21 protein-coding genes and 1 pseudogene are annotated in these 23,277 nt (G+C 65.0%); 11 read left to right on the top strand and 11 right to left on the bottom strand.

Annotated elements, in window-relative coordinates:
* Positions 1-2: 2 nt before the first annotated feature.
* Entirely contained in the window at positions 3-197 is a 195-nt protein-coding gene (locus JQ572_RS01535) for a twin transmembrane helix small protein (RefSeq protein WP_211381224.1), read from the bottom strand.
* Between the two features lie 173 nt (positions 198-370).
* Between JQ572_RS01535 and JQ572_RS01530 the strand changes: the two genes are divergently transcribed.
* A complete protein-coding gene (locus JQ572_RS01530) occupies positions 371-1,264 on the top strand; it encodes a YihY/virulence factor BrkB family protein (RefSeq protein WP_211381223.1) in 894 nt (297 codons plus the stop codon).
* On the opposite strand, the gene JQ572_RS01525 is transcribed toward JQ572_RS01530, so the two are convergent.
* On the bottom strand, positions 1,191-2,477 hold the full coding sequence (locus JQ572_RS01525) for an ATP-binding protein (RefSeq protein ID WP_211381222.1): 1,287 nt from the start codon (positions 2,475-2,477) through the stop codon (positions 1,191-1,193). The genes JQ572_RS01530 and JQ572_RS01525 overlap by 74 nt on opposite strands.
* Before the next feature lie 90 nt (positions 2,478-2,567).
* Positions 2,568-3,437 carry a tRNA glutamyl-Q(34) synthetase GluQRS gene (gene gluQRS, locus JQ572_RS01520; protein ID WP_211381221.1) on the bottom strand — a complete coding sequence of 290 codons (870 nt, stop codon included), beginning with the start codon at positions 3,435-3,437 and terminating at the stop codon, positions 2,568-2,570.
* Between the two features lie 114 nt (positions 3,438-3,551).
* Here gluQRS and JQ572_RS01515 point away from each other — a divergent pair, with 114 nt between their 5' ends.
* Positions 3,552-4,205 carry a DNA-3-methyladenine glycosylase family protein gene (locus JQ572_RS01515; protein WP_211381220.1) on the top strand — a complete coding sequence of 218 codons (654 nt, stop codon included), beginning with the start codon at positions 3,552-3,554 and terminating at the stop codon, positions 4,203-4,205.
* Here the strand turns inward: JQ572_RS01515 and JQ572_RS01510 are convergent.
* On the bottom strand, positions 4,202-5,089 hold the full coding sequence (locus JQ572_RS01510) for a LysR family transcriptional regulator (protein ID WP_211381219.1): 888 nt from the start codon (positions 5,087-5,089) through the stop codon (positions 4,202-4,204). The genes JQ572_RS01515 and JQ572_RS01510 overlap by 4 nt on opposite strands.
* Before the next feature lie 176 nt (positions 5,090-5,265).
* Between JQ572_RS01510 and JQ572_RS01505 the strand changes: the two genes are divergently transcribed.
* The 7 genes from JQ572_RS01505 to JQ572_RS01475 all read left to right on the top strand — a co-directional run bounded on the left by JQ572_RS01505 (position 5,266) and on the right by JQ572_RS01475 (position 13,806).
* Complete coding sequence (locus JQ572_RS01505; RefSeq protein ID WP_211381218.1) at positions 5,266-6,240, top strand: NAD(P)H-dependent flavin oxidoreductase; 975 nt, start codon at positions 5,266-5,268, stop codon at positions 6,238-6,240.
* A gap of 33 nt (positions 6,241-6,273) precedes the next feature.
* A complete protein-coding gene (locus JQ572_RS01500; RefSeq protein ID WP_211381217.1) occupies positions 6,274-7,458 on the top strand; it encodes an ABC transporter substrate-binding protein in 1,185 nt (394 codons plus the stop codon).
* Between the two features lie 24 nt (positions 7,459-7,482).
* Complete coding sequence (locus tag JQ572_RS01495; RefSeq protein WP_211381216.1) at positions 7,483-9,009, top strand: acyl-CoA synthetase; 1,527 nt, start codon at positions 7,483-7,485, stop codon at positions 9,007-9,009.
* A gap of 96 nt (positions 9,010-9,105) precedes the next feature.
* Positions 9,106-10,191, top strand: coding sequence for a DUF2855 family protein (locus tag JQ572_RS01490; RefSeq protein WP_211381215.1), 1,086 nt, complete (start codon positions 9,106-9,108; stop codon positions 10,189-10,191).
* Between the two features lie 76 nt (positions 10,192-10,267).
* Positions 10,268-12,037: a flavin-containing monooxygenase gene (locus tag JQ572_RS01485; RefSeq protein WP_211381214.1), complete on the top strand. Its 1,770-nt coding sequence runs from the start codon at positions 10,268-10,270 to the stop codon at positions 12,035-12,037.
* 14 nt (positions 12,038-12,051) lie between these two features.
* Complete coding sequence (locus JQ572_RS01480) at positions 12,052-13,029, top strand: peptidyl-alpha-hydroxyglycine alpha-amidating lyase family protein (RefSeq protein WP_211381213.1); 978 nt, start codon at positions 12,052-12,054, stop codon at positions 13,027-13,029.
* Positions 13,030-13,248: 219 nt separating this feature from the next.
* The gene (locus JQ572_RS01475) at positions 13,249-13,806 is read left to right on the top strand and encodes an HNH endonuclease (protein WP_018316280.1); all 558 of its coding nucleotides are present in this window, start codon (positions 13,249-13,251) and stop codon (positions 13,804-13,806) included.
* Positions 13,807-13,815: 9 nt separating this feature from the next.
* On the opposite strand, the pseudogene JQ572_RS01470 reads toward JQ572_RS01475, so the two are convergent.
* Positions 13,816-14,016, bottom strand: a pseudogene (locus JQ572_RS01470) (beta-glucosidase); the annotation flags it as partial.
* A gap of 438 nt (positions 14,017-14,454) precedes the next feature.
* On the opposite strand from JQ572_RS01470, the gene JQ572_RS01465 reads away from it, so the two are divergent.
* On the top strand, positions 14,455-14,676 hold the full coding sequence (locus tag JQ572_RS01465; RefSeq protein ID WP_211381211.1) for a dodecin: 222 nt from the start codon (positions 14,455-14,457) through the stop codon (positions 14,674-14,676).
* Positions 14,677-14,684: 8 nt separating this feature from the next.
* On the opposite strand, the gene JQ572_RS01460 is transcribed toward JQ572_RS01465, so the two are convergent.
* The 6 genes from JQ572_RS01460 to JQ572_RS01435 form a co-directional block, all read right to left on the bottom strand.
* Complete coding sequence (locus JQ572_RS01460) at positions 14,685-15,653, bottom strand: ABC transporter ATP-binding protein (RefSeq protein ID WP_211381210.1); 969 nt, start codon at positions 15,651-15,653, stop codon at positions 14,685-14,687.
* Positions 15,650-16,645 (bottom strand): ABC transporter ATP-binding protein, encoded by a 996-nt coding sequence (locus JQ572_RS01455; protein WP_211381209.1) that lies wholly within the window; start codon positions 16,643-16,645, stop codon positions 15,650-15,652. The genes JQ572_RS01460 and JQ572_RS01455 overlap by 4 nt, the downstream gene beginning before the upstream one ends.
* Positions 16,645-17,562, bottom strand: coding sequence for an ABC transporter permease (locus tag JQ572_RS01450; RefSeq protein WP_211381208.1), 918 nt, complete (start codon positions 17,560-17,562; stop codon positions 16,645-16,647). The genes JQ572_RS01455 and JQ572_RS01450 overlap by 1 nt, the downstream gene beginning before the upstream one ends.
* Positions 17,528-18,487 carry an ABC transporter permease gene (locus JQ572_RS01445; protein ID WP_211381207.1) on the bottom strand — a complete coding sequence of 320 codons (960 nt, stop codon included), beginning with the start codon at positions 18,485-18,487 and terminating at the stop codon, positions 17,528-17,530. Before JQ572_RS01445 ends, JQ572_RS01450 begins: the two co-directional genes overlap by 35 nt.
* Positions 18,488-18,516: 29 nt before the next feature.
* The gene (locus tag JQ572_RS01440; protein ID WP_211381206.1) at positions 18,517-20,310 is read right to left on the bottom strand and encodes a peptide ABC transporter substrate-binding protein; all 1,794 of its coding nucleotides are present in this window, start codon (positions 20,308-20,310) and stop codon (positions 18,517-18,519) included.
* A gap of 261 nt (positions 20,311-20,571) precedes the next feature.
* On the bottom strand, positions 20,572-21,990 hold the full coding sequence (locus tag JQ572_RS01435) for a M20 family metallopeptidase (RefSeq protein ID WP_211381205.1): 1,419 nt from the start codon (positions 21,988-21,990) through the stop codon (positions 20,572-20,574).
* Positions 21,991-22,281: 291 nt separating this feature from the next.
* On the opposite strand from JQ572_RS01435, the gene JQ572_RS01430 reads away from it, so the two are divergent.
* Positions 22,282-23,253, top strand: a complete 972-nt coding sequence (locus JQ572_RS01430) for a S1C family serine protease (RefSeq protein WP_211381204.1) — start codon at positions 22,282-22,284, stop codon at positions 23,251-23,253.
* Positions 23,254-23,277 lie beyond the last annotated feature (24 nt).

Raw genomic sequence — 23,277 nt, 5'->3', positions numbered from 1 at the left:
GTTCAACGCCCCATCGCCCAGACCGCGATCATGGCAATGACGATCGCCACGAACTGAAGCAGCACGCGCCAGCGCATCAGCTTCTGCGACGTGTTGGGCGAGCCGCCACGCATCATGTTGACGAGGCCGAGCAGCAGCACCAACGCCACGGCGCCGGCCGCCACCGGCAGGATGAAAGTACCAAGGACAGATGCCATCCAAGCGTAGATATCACCGTGTGCGCCGGTCCGCTATGGCGTTCCCGATCTGGCTTTTAAGCCAATAATATCAGAAGCTGACTGGATGATTTCTGATTTGCGCGAATTGCCCGCCTTCTTCGCCTCTCCCCGCAAGCGGGGCGAGGGAGCGGCGACAGCGGTGTAGGTGGCGCGTGAAGGCAATCCGCTACATCTACGTTGTCGTGATGGACGCGTTCTACACGTTCCTGGCCGACGACGGCTGGGCGATCGCGAGCCATATCGCGCTGTCGACGCTGATGGCGCTGTTCCCGTTCCTGATCGTGCTGACCTCGCTCGCCGGCTTCTTCGGCTCCAAGGAACTCGCCGACCAGGCCGCCAGCCTGATGCTCCAGGTCTGGCCCAAGCAGGTCGCCGATTCGATCTCGGGAGAGGTCCACGACGTGCTGACGACGACCCGAACCGGCGTGCTGACCATCGGCGCGGCGCTATCGGTTTATTTCGCCTCCAATGGCGTCGAGGCGCTCAGGGTCGCGCTCAACCGCGCCTATGCGGTGGTGGAGATGCGGCGCTGGTACTGGCTGCGGCTGGAGTCGATCGGCTACACGCTGGTCGCGGCCTTCACCGCGCTCGCCATGGCGTTCCTGATCGTGCTCGGTCCGCTCTTCATCGAGGCGGCACGGCGCCACATTCCGCTGGTCGTCGAATCCAACGAGAGCATCCTCACCTGGCTGCGCTACGGCATCACCGTGGGCGCGCTGGTGGTGGCGCTCATCATCCTGCATGCCTGGCTGCCTGCGGGACGGCGCGCCTTCCTCCAGATACTGCCCGGCATCGTCTTCACCATCGTGGCGTCGCTGATCTCGGGCGTCGTGTTCGGGCAATATCTGGCGCGCTTCGCCAACAATTACGTGACGATGTATGCGGGACTCGCCTCGGTGATCATCGCGCTGGTGTTCCTGTACTTCATCGCCGCGATCTTCGTTTACGGCGGCGAACTCAACGCGGCGATCATCAAGTCGCGGCTTCCTCACGGCGTGTCGCTTCAAGCAGCGCAGTCGCTAGAGCCCGCGGAGACACAGGCTTGACCAGGAAGGCGTCGGCACCGGCCTCGCGCGAGGCGATTTCGTCCTCGCCGCGACCGGACACCCCGATGATGGGGATCTGAGCCAGCGGCGTCGGCAGGGTGCGTATCCGCCGGATGGCTTCGACGCCGTCGATACCCGGCAGCACCATGTCCATCAGCACGGCGTCGAACGCTCCAAGCGCCAGCCGGCCGACGGCGTCCTCGCCGCGCCCGATGAACTCGGCATGATGGCCGAGCTCGATCAAAATGGTGTTCAGCACGACGCGGCCGAACGGATTGTCCTCGACGCTGAGCACGCGCAGCGCCGCCATTGCGTCCGCCTCGGCTTCTCCCTTCGACTTTCGGGACTTGCCCGATCCGGTCGCCTCCAGCGACACCGTCAACGTGAAGGTGGCGCCGCCGCCGCGCCGCGGGGCGACGGTGATATCGCCGCCCATCGCACGCGCCAGTTGCTTGACCGAGGACAGGCCCAGGCCGGCCCCGCCGAAGCGCGAGGCAATGGTGACATTGGCCTGGGTAAACGGGCGGAACAGCCGCTTGATCTCGGCCATGGTCAGGCCGATGCCGCTGTCGGACACCGCAAAGGCGACACCGACCCTGCCTTTGCCCTTCACCTTGCCCTTGACGTTGCCCTTTGCATCGCCCTTGGTGGAACGCCAGGGCGCGACCGCGAGCGCCACGCGGCCGTGTTCGGTGAACTTGACGGCGTTGTCGATCAGGTTCTCGAGCGCAGCGCGCAGCCGGACGGGGTCACCGACCACCAGCCCCGGCAGCTTCACGGAGATATCGACCTCGGCCTGAAGTCCCTTGGCTGCGGCGCGACCGGCGAGCGAATCGCCGGCGCTGCGGGCAAGCGCACGCAGGTCGAACAAATCTTGCCGCAGTGTGCTTCCACCGGGTCCCTTGCCGGTCCTGGCGGCATCGACGAACAGGGTGGCAAGGCTGGCCAGATGCTCGGCCCCGGCCTTGATCGTGTCGGCCCAGCGCCGTTCCCGTTCACCGAGATCGGAGGTCGCGAGCAGGTCGCTGATCGCGAGAATGCCGGTCAGGGGGGTGCGGACCTCATGGGCAAAGGCGGCGAGCGCAGCCTGGATCACGTCTGGCGCGACCGCCTTCGTGCTGCGTTCGCGCAATAGCCCGGTTGCCCCGGACCGTTTCCGAGACGGTTGCCTGGGCGTCCGCTTGGTGCGCGCTGGGCGCGTTTTCGCCGCCATTGATCCCCTTCGAACCCCAGGCTGTCGGACAAGCATGGCACGGCGGAACACCCGGAGTCACGGCGGCGTTTGGCTAACCCCCAGAGAAACTTAACCTAATCCCACCAGCTGGCGGATGCCGGCGGGCGTGACGCCGGCCGCGCGCAAGGTGCGCAGACCGGTCGCGTGGCCCGATTTCGACTGCTTCCTCCCCGTCTCGTCGCGAATCAGCCGGTGATGGCGGTAGGCGGGGTCGGGCAGGGCAAGCAGGACCTGGAGCAGGCGGTGCACCGAGGTGGCGTGAAACAGGTCCTGGCCCCGCACGATCTCGCTGACGCCCTGGAGCGCGTCGTCGACCACCACGGAGAGATGGTAGCTGGTCGGCGTCTCCTTGCGGGCCAGGATGACGTCGCCCCAGGCCGCCGGCCGCGCCGGGACGGTGCCGCGCTCGCCGTCGGGGCCCTCGCCCAGCTCATTCCAGCTCAGGCTGGTGGCGAGGCGGCAGGCGGCCGCCATGTCGAGCCGAAGCGCATAAGGCGCGCCGGACTCGATGAGCCGGTCCCGCTCGTCGGCGCGCAGCGATTTGGCGTCGCCGGGATAGAGCGGCGCACCGTGGGGATCGCGCGGCCACGGCCCATCCGCCTCGCGCGCCGCGACGAGCCTTGCGATCTCGGCGCGGCTTTCGAAGGCGGGATAGACGAGACCCAGCGCCGAGAGCGCGTCCAGTGCCGCGCGATACGTGCCGAGATGCTCCGACTGCCGCCGCACCGGCGTCTCCCAGGCGATCCCGAGCCAGGCGAGGTCTTCGTAGATTGCAGTTTCGTATTCCGGCCGGCATCGCGTCGCGTCGATATCCTCGATCCGCAGCAACAGCCGTCCGCCGGTTTCGCACGCGCGGTCAAAGTTCAGCAGCGCCGAATAGGCGTGGCCGAGATGCAGGAGGCCGTTCGGGCTCGGGGCGAATCGGAAAACGGGTGGCATCGCTTTCATGTTACTCGTCATTGCCAGCTTGACCCGGCAATCCTTCCTGCAAGACTCAGTTACGATAGGAGATGGATGCAGGGGTCAAGCCCGCGCATGACGAGTTGAACCACCATGACCATTCACCTTGAAACCCAGTCGGACCTCGAAGAGGCCGTCCACACGCTGATCAAGCGCGATCCGCGCCTCAAGCCCGTGCTCGAGATCGCGGGCATGCCGGCATTGCGGCGGCGTGAGCCGGGTTTTGCCGGGCTTGCCCACATCGTCTGCGGACAGCAGCTCTCGACCGCGAGCGCCTCCGCGATCTGGGGACGGCTGTCGACGGCCTTCGATCCGTTCGACCATGACGCCGTGCGCCGCGCGCGCACCGACCGGCTGGGGCGGCTCGGCCTCTCCGCGGCCAAGATCAAGACGCTGAAACATCTCGCGCGCGAGATCATCGCGGAGCGGCTGAACCTCGAGGTGCTCGCCGAGGAGGATGCCGACGCCGCGCATCACACACTGATCTCGCTGCCCGGCATCGGGCCGTGGACCGCCGACCTCTATCTGCTGTTTTGCCTCGGCCATGGCGATGCCTGGCCCGCCGGGGACTTGGCCGTGCAGGAAGGGATCAAGATTGGTCTCGGACTGAAGACGCGACCGACGGAGAAGCAGATGGCGCCGCTCGCCGAACCCTGGCGTCCCCTGCGCGGTGCGGCGGCGCATCTGTGGTGGAGCTACTACCGCGCGGTGAAAAAGCGCGAGGGCGTACTCGCCGGATCGGCCTAGCCTCGCAACCTGATGCGATCGGCCCGGGCGCACTCAGCGACGAAATCGACGACGGCGCGCACCGCCGGCAGCTCGACGAGGTCGGGATGGGCGAGCAGCCACAGGTCCGCCACGCTGGCGAGCTTGTGCGGCGCGACGCGAACGAGATCGGGATAGGTTTCGGCGACGAAGCACGACAGCGCGGAGATTCCGATCCCGGCACGCGCCGCCGCGAGCATGTCGCCCTGCGACGAGCAGCGCATCACCACCCTGGCCTGACGCGAGACGACATCGCTCCAGCGCGCAAGCTGCACATTGGACGTCTGGTCGGCGAAACCGATGACGCTGTGCCCCTTCCACTCGCCACGCCGTTCCGGCAAGGCCCGCCCGCCGGCATAGTCCCGCGAGGCGTAGAATCCGGTGCCGAGACGGCCGATCTTGCGGCCGACGAGGTTTTCCTCGCCGCTGTCGAAAGGCCGCAGCACCACGTCCGCTTCGCGCCGGCGCACGCTGGCCGGAAACGGATGGGTGATGATCTCGAGCTGAATGTGATCATGCGCGCGCAGGAAGGCAGGCAGGCGCGGCATCAGCCAATGCGAGGCCAGCGTCGCGCCGATCGACAGCTTGACGGTGCCGCGCGCCTTGTGCCCGCCGGCCGAGACTGCCGTCTCCGCCCGCAGCGCCGCCGCGGCCATCGCCTCGGCATGCTCGCGCAGTGTCCGTCCATCCGCTGTCAGCACCAGACCGTCGGCGGCGCGCGCCACCAGTCTGGTGCCGAGTTGGGCTTCCAGCGCCGCGATCTTGCGGCTGACGGTGGGATGGCTGGTGTGCAGCCGGCGCGCGGCGGCGGTGAAACTGCCGGTATCGGCGACCGCGACGAAGGTCTTGCAAAGGTCCCAGTCCATCGACCGCCCCGTTCATATCTGAATAGCCACCGGTTCAATATTGAACGATAGGAGCCGGCTCTCCAACCCTTATAGTGGCGTCAAACGAAACAGCGGCGGCAACCCGCCCGCGACAATCAACAGGGAAACGCCTCGTCCTCCGCATGTCGGCGGGTGGCGTCTTCCGGGAGGACATCATGGCGCTGCCCGCTCTCTTGAAGGATTCGCTCGAGCTGCCCGTGGTCGGCTCGCCGCTCTTCCTCGTCTCCGGACCGGAGCTGGTGATCGCCCAGTGCAAGGCCGGTGTCGTCGGTTCGTTTCCGGCGCTCAACGCCCGTCCGGTCGAGAAGCTCGACGAATGGCTGAGCCGCATCGAGGACGAACTCGGCGAATACAAATCGCGCAATCCGGGCAAGAAGGTCGCGCCCTACGCCGTCAACCAGATCTGCCATGCCTCCAACGACCGGCTGATGAAGGACATGGAGACCTGTGTGAAGCACAGGGCGCCCATCATCATCACCTCGCTGCGGCCGCCGGCGGAGATCGTCGAGGCCGCGCATTCCTATGGCGGCCTCGTGTTCCACGATGTCATCAACGTCAAGCACGCGCGCAAGGCCGCCGAACAGGGCGTCGATGGCCTGATCCTGGTGTGCGCCGGCGCCGGCGGCCATGCCGGCACGCTGTCGCCATTCGCGCTGGTGCGCGAGGTCAAGCAATGGTTCGACGGCGCGATCCTGCTGTCGGGTGCCATCAGCGACGGCTTCGCCATTGCCTCCGCGCTGACGCTGGGTGCCGACCTTGCTTATGTGGGCACGCGCTTCATCGCGACGAAGGAAGCCAACGCGGACGAAGCCTACAAGTCCGCACTGACGCAGCACGCCGCGCATGACATCGTCTACACCAACCTCTTCACCGGCGTGCACGGCAACTATCTCGGCCCTTCCATCGCCGCCGCGGGACTTGATCCGGATAATCTGCCGGTCGCCGACAAGACGAAGATGAACTTCGGCTCCGGCGGCAACATGAAGTCCAAGGCCTGGCGCGACATCTGGGGCTCAGGCCAGGGCATCGGCCAGATCGCCGACGCGCCGCCGGTCGCCGAACTCGTCGAACGGATGAAGCGGGAATTCGACCAGGCGCGACAGGATTTCCTGATGCGCGCCAGCGCCTGACGGCTCGGACTGACAAGAAATCGGGAGGACAACATGAAGCTTGCATCCGCACTGATCGGCATGTCGTTGCTGACACTCGCCGCCTGCAGCGCCCGCGCCGAAGGCAGCGACGAGATCCGCATCGGGCAGACCCTGCCCTACAGCGGCCCGGCATCCGGCTTCGGCACGATCGGACGGACGCAGGAGGCGTTCTTCGAGAAGGTCAATGCAGAAGGCGGCATCAACGGCCGCAAGGTCAAGTTCACTACGCTGGACGACGCCTACTCGCCGCCGAAGACGGTCGAGCAGACCCGCAAGCTGGTGGAGCAGGATGAAGTGCTGATCATGTTCGGCTCGCTCGGCACCGCCACCAATAGCGCCGTGCAGCGCTACCTCAATGCCAAGAAGGTACCGCAGCTGTTCGTGCTCTCGGGCGCCACCAAATGGGCCGATCCCCAGAAGAACCCGTGGACGATGCCGGGCATGGCGGCCTACGAATCCGAAGGCGTGGTCTATGCCAAATACATCCTGCAGACCAAACCCGACGCCAGGATCGCGATCCTAGCGCAGAACGACGATTTCGGCCGTGACTACGTCGCGGGCTTCAAGCGCGCGCTCGGCACCAAGGCGGCCGGCATGATCATCGCGGAAGCGAGCTACGAGACCAGTGCGCCGACGATCAACTCGCAGCTCTCGACCCTGAAGGCCTCGGGGGCCAACGTGCTGTTCGGCGTCGTGCTCGGCAAGTTCACCTCGCAGATGGTCAAGGGCGTGGCCGAGATCGGCTGGAAGCCGGAGCTGTTCTTCGTGCCGACTTCCGCCTCGTCGATCTCGTTCCTGGAGCCGGCAGGGCTCGATAATGCGGTCGGCCTGATCTCGTCGAGCAACCAGAAGGACACGATGGACCCTCAATGGGCCGACGATCCCGGCGTCAAAGAGTACTTCGCGTTCATGAAGCAATACATGCCGACCGCGGACCTCTCCAACTCCAACTACGCGGCCGGCTATCACTATGCGACGCTGCTGATGACGGTGCTCAGGGCGTGCAAGGACGACGTCAGCCGCGACAACATCATGCGCCAGGCGGCCTCGCTCAAAGAGGTGAAACTGCCGCTGCTGCTGCCTGGCATGTCTGTCACGACCGGCCCCGACGATTACCTGCCGTTCCAGCAGCTCCAGCTCCGCCGCTTCAACGGCAAGAGCTGGGTCGGATTTGGCGCCGTGCTGGATGATCGGTAGACCCGAGCGGAATAAGGACGCGCCATGATCATCAGCGGCGGACGCAGGATCGGCCATGACGATATCCAGGTCCGCATCAGGCGGGCAATGAGCGGCTTCCGCGCCTTGGGCCTCGCCGAGGCCGCGCCGGTCGCAATGATGCTGCGCAACGATTTCGCCCTGTTCGAGGTGGTCGCGGCCTCCGCCGCGCTGGGCAATCCGGTGGTGCCGATCAACTGGCATCTGAAGGCGGAGGAGGTCCGCTACATCCTCGCCGACAGCGGCGCGAAGATCCTGGTCTGCCACGCCGATTTGCTGCCGCAGATCCGTGACGGCGTGCCGGCGGATGTCCGCCTCCTCGTCGTCGAGACGCCGCCCGAGCTCGCCGCGACCTTCGCCGTTTCCCCTGTGATGACCGAGGTCCCGGCCGGACTGACCGATTGGGACCGCTGGCGCGACGGCCAGACCGAAGCACAGGAGCCGCCGCGGCGCGCAGCAGCGATGATCTACACATCCGGAACCACGGGCATGCCGAAAGGCGTGCGGCGCATGCCGATGCAGCCTGACCAGGCGGCCGCCTCAGAGCGCGTGGGCGCCATCGCCTATGGCATCAAGCCGCGGGACAACCAGGTCGTGCTGATCAACGGGCCGATGTATCACTCGGCGCCGCACTCCTACGGCATGATGGCGTTCCGCAACGGTTGCACCATTGTCCTCCAGGCGCGGTTCGACGCCGAGGAGCTGCTCGCGCTGATCGAGCGCCACCGGGTCACGCACATCCACATGGTGCCGACCATGTTCGTCCGGCTGTTGCGCCTGCCCGAGACCGTCAGGCAGCGTTACGACCTGTCGTCGCTGCGTTTCGTCGTGCACGGTGCCGCACCCTGCGCGCCCGAAATCAAGCGCGCCATGATCGAGTGGTGGGGGCCGGTCATCAACGAATATTTCGGCTCCACCGAGACCGGGATCCCGGTGTGGCACTCGGCCGAGGAGGCGTTGACGAAGCCCGGCACGGTCGGCCGCGCCATCGAGGGCGGCATCGTCAAAATCTTCCGCGAGGACGGCGGCCTCTGTGGCGCCAACGAGGTCGGCGAGATCTACATGCGCCAGATGGCGGTGCCCGATTTCGACTATCACGGCAAGCCGCAGGCCAGGGCCGAGGCCGGCCGTGACGGCCTCGTCAGCGTCGGCGACGTCGGTTACCTCGACGAGGATGGCTATCTGTTCCTGTGCGACCGCAAGCGCGACATGGTGATCTCCGGCGGCGTGAACATTTATCCCGCCGAGATCGAGAACGCGCTGATCGGAATGCCCGGCGTGCGCGACTGCGCCGTGTTCGGCATTCCCGACGCCGAATTTGGCGAGCGGCTGTGCGCGTTTGTCGAGCCAGAATCGGGCGCCGAGCTCTCGGCCGACGCCGTCCGATCGTTCCTGCGCGAGCGGCTTGCCAATTTCAAGGTGCCCAAGGACGTCGAATTCCGCGACGAGCTGCCGCGCGAGGCAACCGGAAAGATCTTCAAGCGCAAGCTGCGGGAGCCCTATTGGGCAGGCCATGCACGCGCCGGTGCGTGACGAACGGCTGCAAACAGCGTTTAAAACTATGTTGCTGTTGCAAAAGGGTCGCCGGTAAATGATGAGATGCCGGCGAATAGAGCCGGGATCACAGCCATGACATCGACCGACTTCATCGTTGCGCGAGATGATCTCGAGCAGTGCAAGGTGATTGCGACCGAGCTTCCCGACGCGGATTCGCTCCCGCCTGACGCGCTGCTCGTCAAGATCGACCGCTTCGCTTTTACGGCTAACAACATCACCTATGCGGTGCTCGGCGACGAGCTGAAATACTGGCAGCTGTTTCCCGCGCCGAACGGTTTTGGCAACATTCCGGTATGGGGCTTTGGCCAGGTGATCGCCTCGAAACACCCCAGCGTGGCCGTGGGCGAGCGCCTGTTCGGCTATTTCCCGATGGCGACGCATCTCGTGATCGAGGCGACCGACGTCAGCAAGCGCGGCTTGCGCGACGGTGCCGCGCACCGGCAGGGCGTGGCGCCGGTCTACAACGCCTATGCGCGCGTCAGCGGCGATCCCGCCTATGACGGCCGGCAGGGTGACTACCAGGCGCTGCTGCGGCCGCTGTTCATGCTGTCGTTCCTGGTCGACGATTTCCTCGCAGAGACCGGCGATTTCGGCGCGCGCACCGTGCTGCTCTCGAGCGCCTCGAGCAAGACCGCGTTTGGGCTCGCCCATCTCCTGCATACCCGCGGCTGCAAGGTGATCGGGCTGACCTCGGCCGGCAACACCGGCTTCGTGACCTCGCTCGGCTGCTACGACGAGGTCGCCACCTATGACCGCGTGACGTCGCTGCCGACGGATACGCCTGTCGCCTTCGTCGACATGGCCGGCAACAGCGCGTTGCGCGCCGGACTGCACCAGCACTTCGGCGAGCAGATGAAATGCTCGGTGCGCGTCGGTTTGACGCATCGCGCGACCGACGCCGACGAAGGCGCCCTGCCCGGCGCAAAACCGCGCTGGTTCTTCGCGCCCGACCAGATCCGCAAGCGCGCCAAGGAATGGGGCCCCGGCGGCATCGAGCAGCGCTTTGGCGCGGCATGGTCCGGCTTTGCGCCGCTGCTGCAGAGAAGCCTGAGCGTGGTCGAGAGCCGCGGCCCGGAGGCGGTGCGGCGGATCTATCTCGATACGCTGAAGGGGCGCATTCCGCCGGAGCAGGGCCACATGCTTTCACTGCTCGGGTAAAGCGCTTTTGACGTCGGCTGATCCGGTATAGCTTGACCTCCGAGCAAATGCCGCGAAGACGGCCACGAGGTCGCGCATGCTGGACAAGACGAAGGATATTTCCGTCTCGGCGCAAGCCTGGCTCGATGAATTCGAGCGCACGCTGGTCAAGCCTGATCCCGCCGCGCTCGACCGCCTCTTCCTCGCCGACAGCTTTTGGCGCGACGCGCTGGCGCTGAGCTGGAACTTGCAGACGATCAGTGGCCGGAACGAAGTTGCACTGGCACTGGCTGCGCTTGCACCCAAGGTGGTGCCTTCCAATTTCAAGGTCGCGCCGAATCGCGCGCCGCCGCGCTGGGTGATCCGCGCCGGCACCAGTAACATCGAAGCCATCTTCGATTTCGAGACCGCGCTTGGCCGCGGCAGCGGCATCGTCCGGCTCGTGCCCGATGCGGCCGACGGCGACCGGCTGAAGGCGTGGACGCTCCTCACCGCACTCGACACACTCAAAGGGTTCGAGGAACAGCTTGGCACGTCGCGGCCGCGCGGCCAGGCCTATTCGCGCGACTTCCGCGGCCCGAACTGGCTCGATTTACGCAACGCCTCGCGCGAGTATTCCGATCGCGATCCGGCCGTGCTGGTGGTCGGCGGCGGCCAGGCCGGGCTTGCGATCGCGGCGCGGCTGAAGCAGCTGAAAATCGACACGCTGATCGTCGATCGCGAGGCCCGGATCGGCGACAACTGGCGCAAGCGCTATCACGCGCTGACCCTGCACAACCAGGTGCAGGTGAATCACCTGCCCTACATGCCGTTCCCGCCGAACTGGCCGACCTATATCCCCAAGGACAAGCTCGCCAACTGGTTCGAAGCCTATGTCGACGCGATGGAGCTGAACTTCTGGACCGGCACCGAGTTCGAGGGCGGCGCCTATGACGAGGCCAGAGGCTGCTGGACCGTCACGCTGCGACGCGCCGATGGCAGTTCGCGCGCCATGCACCCGCGCCATGTGATCATGGCGACTGGCGTCAGTGGTATCGCCAACGTGCCTGACATTCCGACCCTCGAGAATTTCAAGGGCACATTGCTGCATTCCAGCCGCTACGAGGACGGAGAGAACTGGACGGGCAAGCGAGCCATCGTCGTCGGCACCGGCAACAGCGGCCACGACATCGCGCAGGATCTCCATTCCAGCGGCGCGGAGGTGACGCTGCTGCAGCGTTCGCCGACGCTGGTTACCAATATCGAGCCGTCTGCCCAGCTAGCTTATGCGACCTACAATGAGGGTACGCTAGAGGACAATGATCTGATAGCGACCTCGATGCCGACGCCGCTGGCGAAGAAGACGCATGTGATGCTGACGGAGCAGTCGAAGGAGCTCGACAAGGAGCTGCTCGACGGTCTGCGCAAAGTCGGCTTCAAGCTCGACTTCGGCGATGCCGGCACTGGCTGGCAATTCAAATACCTCACCCGCGGCGGCGGCTATTACTTCAATGTCGGATGCTCCAACCTGATCGTCGAGGGCGCGATCAAGCTCATGCAGTTTGCAGACGTCGAGAGCTTCACGGCCGGCGGCGCCCGGATGAAGGACGGCTCGAATATCGCAGCCGATCTCATCGTGCTGTCCACGGGCTACAAGCCACAGGAATATCTGGTGCGAAAGCTGTTCGGCGATGCCGTCGCCGATCGCGTCGGCCCGATCTGGGGCTTTGGCGACGGCCTCGAGCTGCGCAACATGTATGCGCGCACGAGCCAGCCCGGCCTGTGGTTCATCGCCGGCAGCCTGGCGCAATGCCGGATCAACTCGAAATATCTCGCGCTCCAGATCAAGGGGATCGAGGAAGGGATTTTGGGGCGCGCCCCGGAATGACAGGAGAGAAACCAATGCCAGCCATTCTCGGCACCGGCGAGCATCGCTACCGCGTCGTCGAAAACTTCGCAAAGCTGCCGGAAGGCTGGCAATTGACCGACGTCGCGTCCGTCGCGGTCGACAGCAAGGACCGCGTCTACGTCTTCAACCGCGGCGCCCATCCGATGGTCGTGCTCGACCGCGAAGGCAATTTCCTGCGCAGTTTCGGCGAAGGGCTGTTCTCGCGCGCCCACGGGCTGCACATCGACGCCGACGACAATCTCTACTGCACCGACGACGGCGACCACACCGTGCGAAAATGCACCACCGACGGCAAGGTGCTGCTGACGATCGGCATCCCGGCTAAGCCGTCCCCGTTCATGAGCGGCGAGCCGTTCCACCGCTGCACCCACACGGCGCTGTCGCCGAAGGGCGAGATCTACGTGTCCGACGGCTACGGCAATGCGCGCGTGCACAAATACACCCCCGACGGCAAGCTGATCAAAAGCTGGGGTGAGCCCGGCACCGACCCCGGCCAGTTCAACATCGTGCACAATATCGCCACCGATGCCGACGGCTGGGTCTATGTCGCCGACCGCGAGAACCACCGCGTTCAGGTGTTCAACGGCGAGGGCAAATACGAAACGCAGTGGAACAATCTGCATCGCCCCTGCGCGCTGTGCTGCTGCGGCGGCGGCAAGACCCCGACCTTCGTGATCGGCGAGCTCGGCCCGGGGCTCGCCATCAATCGCAATGTCCCCAATCTCGGCCCGCGGCTGTCGATCGTCGACGCCAAGGGAAAACGCATCGCGCGGCTGGGAGGCGAGGAAGGGCCGGGCGTTGCCAGCGGAAAGTTCCTGGCACCCCACGGCATCGCACTGGATTCACGCGGCGACATCTATGTCGGCGAGGTTGGCGTAACCAACTGGGACACCAGCTTCCCGGACGAGGAAATGCCGGCCACGGTGCGCGCGACACGATGCCTGCAGAAGCTGGAACGGCTGCAGGGCTAGCTGCCCAGCAAGGCCGCCGCGTTATTGAACGCCGTCGTCCCCCAACGTCGTCCCGGCGGCGGCTCCCCAGATCGCGGCGTTTTTGAGCGTTTTGCCACCCCGCCGCCGTATTGCTTGCGCCTGAATAAGTCGCTCAACGGGCTTCACAATCCCGTCACGCTGCATGTAGTATGTCAATACATGCTGCTTCGCAGCGTACATGGAGGCCGGGAGCGTTACTTGAACGCACATGTCTCGCAAGGCAGTTGGCCGGTGTTGGTGCTGAACGCGGACTTCCGGCCGCTGAGTTACTACCCACTGTCTCTGTGGTCGTGGCAGGACGCGATCAAGGCGGTGTTCCTCGACCGCGTCAACATCGTCGCGCATTACGATCAGGCGGTCCATAGCCCGACGCTGCAAATGCAGCTGCCTAGCGTGGTCTCGCTCAAATCCTTCGTCAAGCCGACCACCCACCCCGCATTCACCCGGTTCAACGTCTTCCTGCGCGATCGTTTCGCCTGCCAATATTGCGGCTCGCCCGAAGACCTCACCTTCGATCACATCATCCCGCGCAGCAAAGGTGGCCAGACCACTTGGGAGAACGTGGTCGCGGCGTGCTCGCCCTGCAATCTGCGCAAGGGCAATCTTACGCCGGTGCAGGCAAAAATGTTTCCGCGCCAGCACGCCTTCGCCCCGACCGTGCATCAGCTCCACCGCAACGGCCGCCTGTTCCCGCCGAACTATCTGCACGACAGCTGGCTGGACTATCTCTACTGGGATACGGAACTGGATCCGTAGGCTCTGGTCTCACATCCCGATCGCATTCCTTGCCACCACGTCGAGATAGAATGCCGCGCTCAGCTTCGGGACCCTTGCCTGGGTCTCGAAGTCAACGCGGTAGAGGCCGAAACGCTTGCCGAATCGGCACGCCCTCGATGGTGGCGCGCTGCATCTGGTCGAATAGTTGCGCAGGAACATGATACGGTCGGGGTCGTAGACCTGGCCGTCGGCATTCGAAGGTGGAAGGATCGGTCGTCACCTGCAGCGACATGCTCACCGGCGCGCCGTCGAGCTCGTCTTGCGCAATGCCTGGTGCGGGCACAGCGCAGAGACCGACCGCAGCCAGAGCGCCCCCCGTCCAACGCTCGATCATCACCGCGCTTCGAAATTGCCAGGAACGGATGGAGGTTAGATCGCCCGCATCGGGACGGGCAAGAGCAGCCATTGTACGGTACGCCAATTCGAAAGCGCCGCCCGCACACGCGACCCACATTTTCGTGCACTCGCAAGAAATCGACCAAAATTCGTGACAGCAGCTGGCGGGCCGTCGCCCAGGACGGAACCCTAAGCGCCTGCGTCCGTTCAGAGTCGAGGGGCGGATGTCTTGCGGGCGCTGACCGTCCGCGACGGTCGTATCCGGTCCCGCCACAGCAGGGGAGAATAGCGATGCCCACAGCCGAGAACGATCACGTCTACAAGATCCTGGAGCTGGTCGGGTCGTCCGAGACCTCGATCGAGGATGCGATCAAGAACGCAATCGGCCGCGCCGCCAAGACCATTCGCGAAATGAAATGGTTCGAGGTCACGCAGACGCGCGGCCACATTGAAAACGGCGCGGTCCGCCACTATCAAGTGACGCTGCGGGTCGGGTTTACGCTTGACGGGTAAAGTCCCCTTCAGGCGAGATGGCACGCCACGAAGTGCCCGCCTGCTCCCTCCTTCAGCTCCGGCGCGCTTTCGGCGCAGCGCGGCTGGGCGATCGGGCAGCGGGTGTGGAAGTGGCAGCCGGACGGCGGCTTCATCGGGCTCGGCACGTCGCCCTTGAGACGGATGCGCTCGCGCTTGAGCTTGGGATCCGGCACCGGCACCGCTGACAGGAGCGCCCTGGTGTAGGGATGCTGCGGGTTGCGGTAGAGGTCGTTCGCCTTCGCCAGCTCGACGATGCGGCCGAGATACATCACCGCGACGCGGTCGGAGATGTGCTCGACCACCGAGAGGTCGTGCGCGACGAAGAGATAGGTGAGGTTCAGCTCGGCCTGGAGATCTTCCAGCAGGTTGATGACCTGGGCCTGAATCGACACGTCGAGCGCGGACACCGGCTCGTCGCAGACGATCAGCTTCGGCTCGACCGCGAGCGCGCGGGCGATCACGATGCGCTGGCGCTGGCCGCCGGAGAATTCGTGCGGATAGCGCCGCATGTGCTCGGCCTTGAGACCGACCTTCACCAGCAGGCTCGCGACGCGATCCTCACGCTCCTTGGCCGATGAACCAAGCTTATGGATCACGAGCGCCTCGCCGAGGATGGCGCCGACCGTCATGCGCGGATTGAGCGAGGCGAACGGATCCTGGAACACGAGCTGCATGTTCCGCCGCATCGCGCGCAGATCGTTGCCGCCGAGCTGGCGCACGTCCTGGCCGTCGAAAGTAACCTCGCCGTCAGTCGGCTCGATCAGGCGCAGCACGCAGCGTCCCGTCGTCGACTTGCCGCAGCCGGATTCGCCGACGAGACCGAGCGTCTCGCCGCGATTGACCGAGAACGACACGCCGTCGACCGCATAGACGGTGCCGACCTGGCGCGACAGCAGGCCGCCGAGCACGGGGAAATATTTCTTCAGGCCGCTGACGCGGAGCAAGGGCTCGGTCATGCCGCACCTCCCAACTGCGTATCGCCGAGATGACAGGCCATGCGATGGCTGGGTGCGATCTCGCGCAGCAGCGGCTCCTTCTCGGTGCAGACGTTCATTGCGAACTTGCAGCGCGGCGCAAAGCGGCAGCCGACCGGCGGGTTGATCAGGATCGGCACCGAGCCGCCGATCGCCTCGAGCCGCGTCTTGTGCTCGCTGTCCAGGTCGATGCGCGGAATCGAACGGATCAACCCTTGCGTATAGGGATGGCCCGGGTTGCTGAACAGATCGTCGACCGGCGCTTCCTCGACCACTTTGCCGGCATACATCACGACGACGCGTTGCGCGGTTTCGGCAACGACGCCCATGGCATGGGTGATCAGCATCACCGCCATGCCGAAGCGCTCCTTCATGTCCTGGAGCAGATCGAGGATCTGTGCCTGGATGGTGACGTCGAGCGCGGTGGTGGGCTCGTCGGCGATGATCAGCTTCGGCTTGCAGGCGAGCGCCATCGCGATCATCACGCGCTGACGCATGCCGCCGGAGAACTGGTGCGGATAATTGTGCACGCGGCCTTCGGCGTTGGGAATCTGCACCAGCTTGAGCATCTCGATGGTGCGTTCGATCGCCTGCTTCCTGGTGACGTTCTCATGGCGGCGCAGGCTTTCGGCGATCTGCTCGCCGATCGTGAGCACCGGATTGAGCGAGGTCATCGGCTCCTGGAAGATGAAGCCGATCTCCTTGGCGCGGATCTCGTCGAGCTGACTGCTCGTCAGCGGCACGAGATCGCGGCCCTCGAAGATGATCTGGCCCGCCGCGATGCGGCCCGGCGGCATCGCGATCAGCTTCAGGATCGACATCGCGGTCACGGTCTTGCCGCAGCCGGATTCGCCGACGACACAGAGCGTCTCGCCACGGTTGATCGAGATGTCGACGCCGTCGACGGCCTGAAGGATGCCGTCGTCGGTGGAGAAATGGGTTTTCAGGCCCTTGATCTCGAGCAGTGGCGCCATCAGATCACCCGCCGCGCATCGAGCGCGTCACGCAGGCCGTCGCCGATGAAGTTGATGGCGACCACCGCGATGAAGATCGCGCCGCCCGGAAACAGCGCCCAGTGCGGGCCGATGTCGAGGAAGTCCTTGGCATCATAGAGCAGCCGGCCCCAGGTCGGGGTATCCGGCGGAAAGCCGAGGCCGAGGAAGGACAGCGTCGATTCCGCGATGATGGCGGCGGCGACGTCGATGGTGCCGGCGATGATCACCGGACCGAGCGCATTGGGCAGGATGTGGCGCACCACCTGCCGCACCGGGCTGGCTCCGAGCGCGCGCGCGGCTTCGACGAACTCCTTCTCGCGGATCGACAGGAACTGCGCGCGCACGAGGCGAGCGACCGGCATCCAGCGCAGGCCGCCGATCACAAGCACGATCAGGATGAAGATGCCGCCTTCGGGGCCGAATGCGGCCTTGAGCCCGTCCCGGAAGAGATAGATGAGCAGCAGCAGCAGTGGCAATTGCGGCAACGACAAAAAGAGATCGGTGAGCCACATCAGCCCATGACCGAGCGCACCGCGCGACATGCCGGCGAGCGCGCCGACCAGCACGCCGATGAAGACCGAGACCAGCATCGCGGCAAGGCCGACCGCGAGCGAGATACGCCCGCCATAGATCATGCGGGCGAGGATGTCCTGCCCGAGATCGTCGGTGCCGAAGGGATGGGCGAGCGACGGCCCCTGCAAGCCGGCCACGATATCGATGTCGTCGATCTTGACGCGCCAGATGAAGGGGCCAGCCACCACCGCCAGGATCAGAATGAGGAGCAGGAACGCACTGACGACGGCAAGCTTGTGGCGGCTATAGCGCCGCCACGTCTCGCGCCAGGGCGAGTAGACCCGCCGCTCAGCGGAGGGAGATGCGAGGGTCAAGCCAGCCATAAAGGACGTCCGCGATGAGATTGAACAGGACCACCAGGCACGCGAAGACGAAAGTGACGGCCATCACCACCGGCGTGTCGTTGGAAAGGATGGAGGAGATCAGCAGCGAGCCGATGCCGGGGATGCGGAAGATCTGCTCGGTGACGATGGCGCCGCCGAACACTGCGGGGATCTGCAACGCGATCAGCGTCACGACCGGGATCATGGCGTTGCGCATCACATGCTTTACGATGACCGTGGCCTGCCCGAGCCCCTTGGCCCGCGCGGTGGTGACATAGTCGAGCCGGATCACGTCGAGCATTGCCGAGCGCACGAAACGCGTCATCGACGCCGCCTGGAACAGGCCGAGCACCGCCACCGGCATGATCGCCTGACGGATCATCTCGAGCACCCAGTGAATTCCGGTTGCCTTGATGTCGGTGGTGTAGACGAACGGCAGCCAGTCCAGCGTCACCGAGAAGATCAGGATGAACAGGATGCCCGTGAAGAAGGTCGGCAGCGAGAAGCCGACGAAGGCGAGCGTGTTGGCGACCTGGTCGAACAGCGAATACGGCTTCGTCGCGGCATAGACGCCGACGGGAATCGCGATCAGCAGCGCCAGGATCTGCGCCGAGCCGATCACATAGAGCGTAGTCGGCAGGCGCTGGAGGATCAGCTTGTCAACGTCCATCCGGCTGACGAAGGAGAAGCCCCAGTCGCCGTGCAGCATGGCGTTGAGCCAGTGCAGGTAGCGGAGGTAAATCGGATCATCGAGGCCGAACTTGGCCCGAAGTGCGGCCTGCACTTCGGGCGGGACGTTCGGGTTCGTCGCCAGCTCCGAGAATGGATCGCCGGGCGCAAGCGCCAGCACGAAGAACAGCACGGCCGAGATCCCGAGCAGGCTCGGAATCGCGATCAGCAGGCGACGCAGAACGTATTGACTCATGAGGGAAGGCCCCGTCTAGAGCTTGGGGATCATTCCTCGCGGTACCAGTCGAACAGATTGTCGGTTTCGTTGGCCCAGCCCGAAATCACCGGACGCAAATTGTTCGCGGCTGCCTCGACCTTGAGACGATGCATCACGGGGATGAACACGGTGTCCTGCCACATCAGATCGTTGGCCTTGATGTAGTACGCGGCGCGCTTGACCGGGTCCATTTCCATATCGGCCGCCGTGATCGCCTCGTCGTACTCCTTGTTCACCCAACGGGGGAAGTTGGTGCCCTGCCACTTGTTCTCCTTGGTCGCGACGCTGTTGGACAAATAGCGGCGCATGTGCTGCGACGGATCCGGCTGGCTCAGCGGGATCTGGAACATCTCGAGGTCGGCGTAGAACTTCGGATAGGTGTCGGGATTGGCGACGTCGGACGAGAAGAACACCGAGGCCACCACCGACTTCAGCTCGACGTCGATGCCGGCCTTCTGACAGGCCTGCTTGACGATGGCCTGGGTCTTCTGGCGCGGACCGTTGATCGAGGTCTGGTACAGCAGCTTCAGCTTCTTGCCGTCCTTCTCGCGGATGCCGTCGGCGCCGGGCTTCCAGCCGGCGTCGTCGAGCATCTTGGCGGCCTTCTCGATGTTGAATTCCCAGCTGGTGTTCTTCGAGACGAACTTCTCGGGGCCATTGAGAAAGTTCGCGGTGGTGCGGCCGGCGCGGCCGTAGATCGCCTTCTTGACGGACTCGCGATCGACCAGCAGGGACAGCGCCTTGCGCACGACCGGATCCGAGAACAGCGGATGCTTGGTCTTCATCGACGAGCGCTCGCCATCGACCTCGACGTTCGGATCGGTGAAATTGAGCGCGATGAACTCGGTATCCCCCCCCACGGCATAGACCGTCTTGCCTTTGCCACCCTTCTCCAGGCGCAGCAGAACATCGTCCTCGACTTGGATGTTCCAGCCGAAATCATATTCGCCGGTCTGGATCACCGCGCGCGCCGCCGAGACGGCGTCGCCGCCGCCCTTCATCTCGATCGAATCGAAATAGGGCCGGTTGGCCATGTGGTAGTCGGGATTGATCACGCCGCGGATGAGGTCGCCCGGCTTGAACTCGACGAACTTGTAGGGGCCGGTGCCCACTGGTGCGAGATTGGTCGGAGCCTCACGCGATTTCGAGCCGATGAAATCGGCGAACAGATGTTTCGGCAGGATCTGGCCTGCTCCCGCACCGACGAAGGCATCGGCCCAGAACGGAGTCGACTTGGGAAAGGTGATCTTGACCGTCAGATCGTCGATCTTCTCGACCGTGATATCGCGATAGACACCGATCGTGACGGCTGCGGTCGCGGGGTCCTTGGCATACTGCCATGTAAACACGAGGTCGTCGGCCGTGAACGGCTTGCCGTCGTGCCACTTCACGCCGGGCTTCAGCTTCCAGGTCACCGACTTGCCGTCGGCCGCGAGCAGGCCGTTCTGGATGGACGGAATCTCCGTCGCCAGCACCAGCTTCATGTTGCCGTCCGGATCCCAACAGGCGAGCGGCTCGTAGAACAGGCGCGAGCCATCCTGGTCCTTGGTGCCGGTGGCGAAATGCGGGTTGAGCAGGGTCGGGCCCTGCCACCACAGCAGCTTCAGCGCACCGCCGCCGCCACGCTTGGTCGGCTTGTATGTCGAGGCGCCCTCGGCCATGGCAACGCCGCCGAGCGCGAGGATCTGATTGGCGAGGGGAGCGGTGAGACCGACAGCGACCATGCGCTTGATGAAGGCGCGGCGATCCATTCGCCCGTCCTTCACGTCGCCGATCATCGAACGCAGTTCTTTATCCAGCATGGTTGTCCCCCGTCTGGTTCCCGTATGGATGAAGGCAGCCGCGGGGCGGCCGCCGGGTTTTGGCTCGCGGTAGATGGCACACCGAATGGGCCGCGCGTCAACTGCGACCGTGTGTATGCAAACAGTGTTGTGGCTGTCTGTTGGGCAAAACCATGTTCCGCAGCCCAAGCGTTCGGCAATCCGGCGCTAAAACACGCCGGATTCCGCGTTGCACTGCAGAAAATTTGTTCGCCACATCAGACGAAGTATCGAGGCGAAATTCTACGCCACGGACATGTTGAGCGGCGGCGCCACGTGGTCCGGCAGCGGGCAGACATAAGGTGTCTTGGCAGTCCGCTTCTTGAGGTCAGCCTTGGCGGCCTTGATCAGCTCCGGATCCGTCAGCGCCTTGATGCCGATACCCGCCATCGCCTTGGCAGCCTGCACCATCGCCTTGTGGGCGTGTCCGCTCTTGCCCTGCGCCACCACCTGCCAGGTGTGGAACGGCGTGCCGATTGCAACCGTCGGTGCGTGAACCTGCACGGTCGGCACGACCCAGCTCACATCGCCGACGTCGGTCGAGCCGACCAGCGGGTTGCGCTTGGCATCGAGCGGCACCAGGAAGTCGGCCAGCGGCCGATCGGTCGGCTCCATGCCGATCGCGTAATAGACCGACGCGATGTCCTTGTCGCTCAGCGTCGCGCGGATCTGGCTGGCAAAACCCTTGTCCGCGTCGTCGAAATGCGGCGGTCCGAGCTCTTCCATGACCCGATGCAGCGCCTGCTCCAGCGGCGTGTTCGGCAGGATGTTGGAGACCGCGGAGATGATCTTCATCTCGACCTTGGTCTCGGTCATCAACGCTGCGCCATCTGCGATCTTGCTCACGCGTCCGACGAGCTCGTTCATGCCGGGCAGATCGCGGGCGCGGATCGAGTAGCGCACGCGCGCATGCGCCTGCACCACGTTGGGGGCAATGCCGCCGGTGTCCAGCAACGCGTAATGCACGCGCGCATCGCTCGGCATGTGCTCGCGCATGTAGTTCACGCCGACATTCATCAATTCCACCGCGTCGAGCGCGGAGCGGCCGAGATGCGGGGAAGCCGCGGCATGCGAGGTGCGGCCGGTAAAGATGAAGTCTGCGCGCGTGTTGGCGAGCGACGGCGTCACCGCCACTTCCCAGAAGCTGTGCGGATGCCAGGTGATGGCGATGTCGGCATCCTCGAATGCACCGGAGCGCACCATGAACGCTTTTGCCGCGCCGCCCTCTTCGGCCGGGCAGCCGTAATAGCGCACGCGGCCCGGCACCTTGTTCTCGGCGAGCCAGTCCTTCACCGCGGTGGCGGCGAGCAGCGCCGCGGAACCGAGCAGATTGTGACCGCAGCCATGGCCGTGGCCGCCGGTCTCGACCGGACGGTGCTCGGCAACGCCGGCCTCCTGGCTGAGGCCCGGCAGCGCATCATATTCACCCATGAAGGCAATGACCGGTCCGCCCTCACCCCATTCGCCCAACACCGCGGTCGGAATGCCCGCGACCTGCTCGGTGATGCGGAAACCCTGGTGGCGGAGCTCGGCGAGATGCTCGGCGGCGGACCGCGCTTCGGTGTAGCAGACCTCCGGCATGCCCCAGACCTTGTCGCTGAGGTCGATGAAACGCGCCTTGATCGTGTCGATGCCACGCCAGATGTCGCTGCGATTGTCCATGCTTCGGTCCGTGATCCCTGGGTCAAACGAAGCGGCAATGGTTAGCAGCTTCACTGCATGGCGCCTAGCACCTCGCCGGACACCAGCCATGCGGCGGATGCCGGATCGAACGACCACCTGCTTGCCGACCGCGCGCGAACCGCCCCGTACATTTCGAATATTTCACGCGGCGTTCTCCGGAATAGTTGGGGGACGAGGCTTTCAAGACGGCCTCCACCGGCCTAAATTATGCGTGCTTCGCGCGTCTTTCCGCTAGCCGCGGCGGGCGATGCACTCAGCCAGGAGAACTCCATGCCCGCCCTGACCGAATGGAGAGTGCCGCCGGCCAATCAGCCGCGTGCGAGCGATTACGGTTTCGATCTCGACCGCGCGCTAGCCTCCGTCGTCGGCCTGCACGCCATCATCCCACCAGACGCCTTCAGCGCCGAGACGCTGGGCACCGAACGCGCCGGCAATGGCGTCGTGATCGACGAGGGGCTGGTGCTCACCATCGGTTATCTCATCACCGAAGCCGAGTCCGTGTGGCTGCATGTCGGCGACGGGCGCGTGGTGGAGGGACATGTGCTCGGCTTCGATTCCGTCACCGGCTTTGGCCTGGTGCAGGCGCTCGGCCGGCTCGACGTCGAACCCTTGCCGCTAGGCATCTCGGCCGAGACCCGGCTCGGCGACCGCGTCGTGGTCGGCGGCGCCGGCGGACGCACGCGCTCGGTCGCGAGCCAGATCGTGGCCAAGCAGGAATTCGCAGGCTACTGGGAATATCTGCTGGACGAGGCCATCTTCACCCATCCCGCGCACCCGAACTGGGGCGGCACGGCGCTCCTCAACGAGCGCGGCGAGTTGATCGGCATCGGCTCGCTCCAGCTCGAACGCGAACGCGACGGCAAGGCCGAGCACGTCAACATGATCGTGCCGATCGACCTGTTGAAACCCATCCTTGACGATCTGCGCAGGTTCGGCCGCGTCAACAAGCCGGCACGGCCGTGGCTCGGACTGTTTTCGACCGAGATCGACAACCGCGTGGTGGTGATCGGGATCTCCGCCAACGGTCCGGCCGCTCGTGCCGAGCTCAAGACCGGCGACGTCATCCTCGCTGTCGACGGCGAGAAGGTGACGAGCCAGACCGGCTTTTACAAGAAGCTGTGGGGGCTCGGCGCCGCCGGTGTCGACGTGCCGCTGACCGTGCACCATGAGGGCGTCACCTTCGACGTCACCGTGACCTCGACCGATCGCTTCAAGCTCTTGAAGGCGCCGAAGCTGCACTGACAAACCGAACCAAGGCAAGGACAA

It is taken from the genome of Bradyrhizobium sp. SZCCT0153 (genome assembly GCF_018129995.1).
GTDB classification, from domain to species: domain Bacteria; phylum Pseudomonadota; class Alphaproteobacteria; order Rhizobiales; family Xanthobacteraceae; genus Bradyrhizobium; species Bradyrhizobium japonicum_G.
This window is presented reverse-complemented; position numbering and strand designations above follow the sequence as displayed.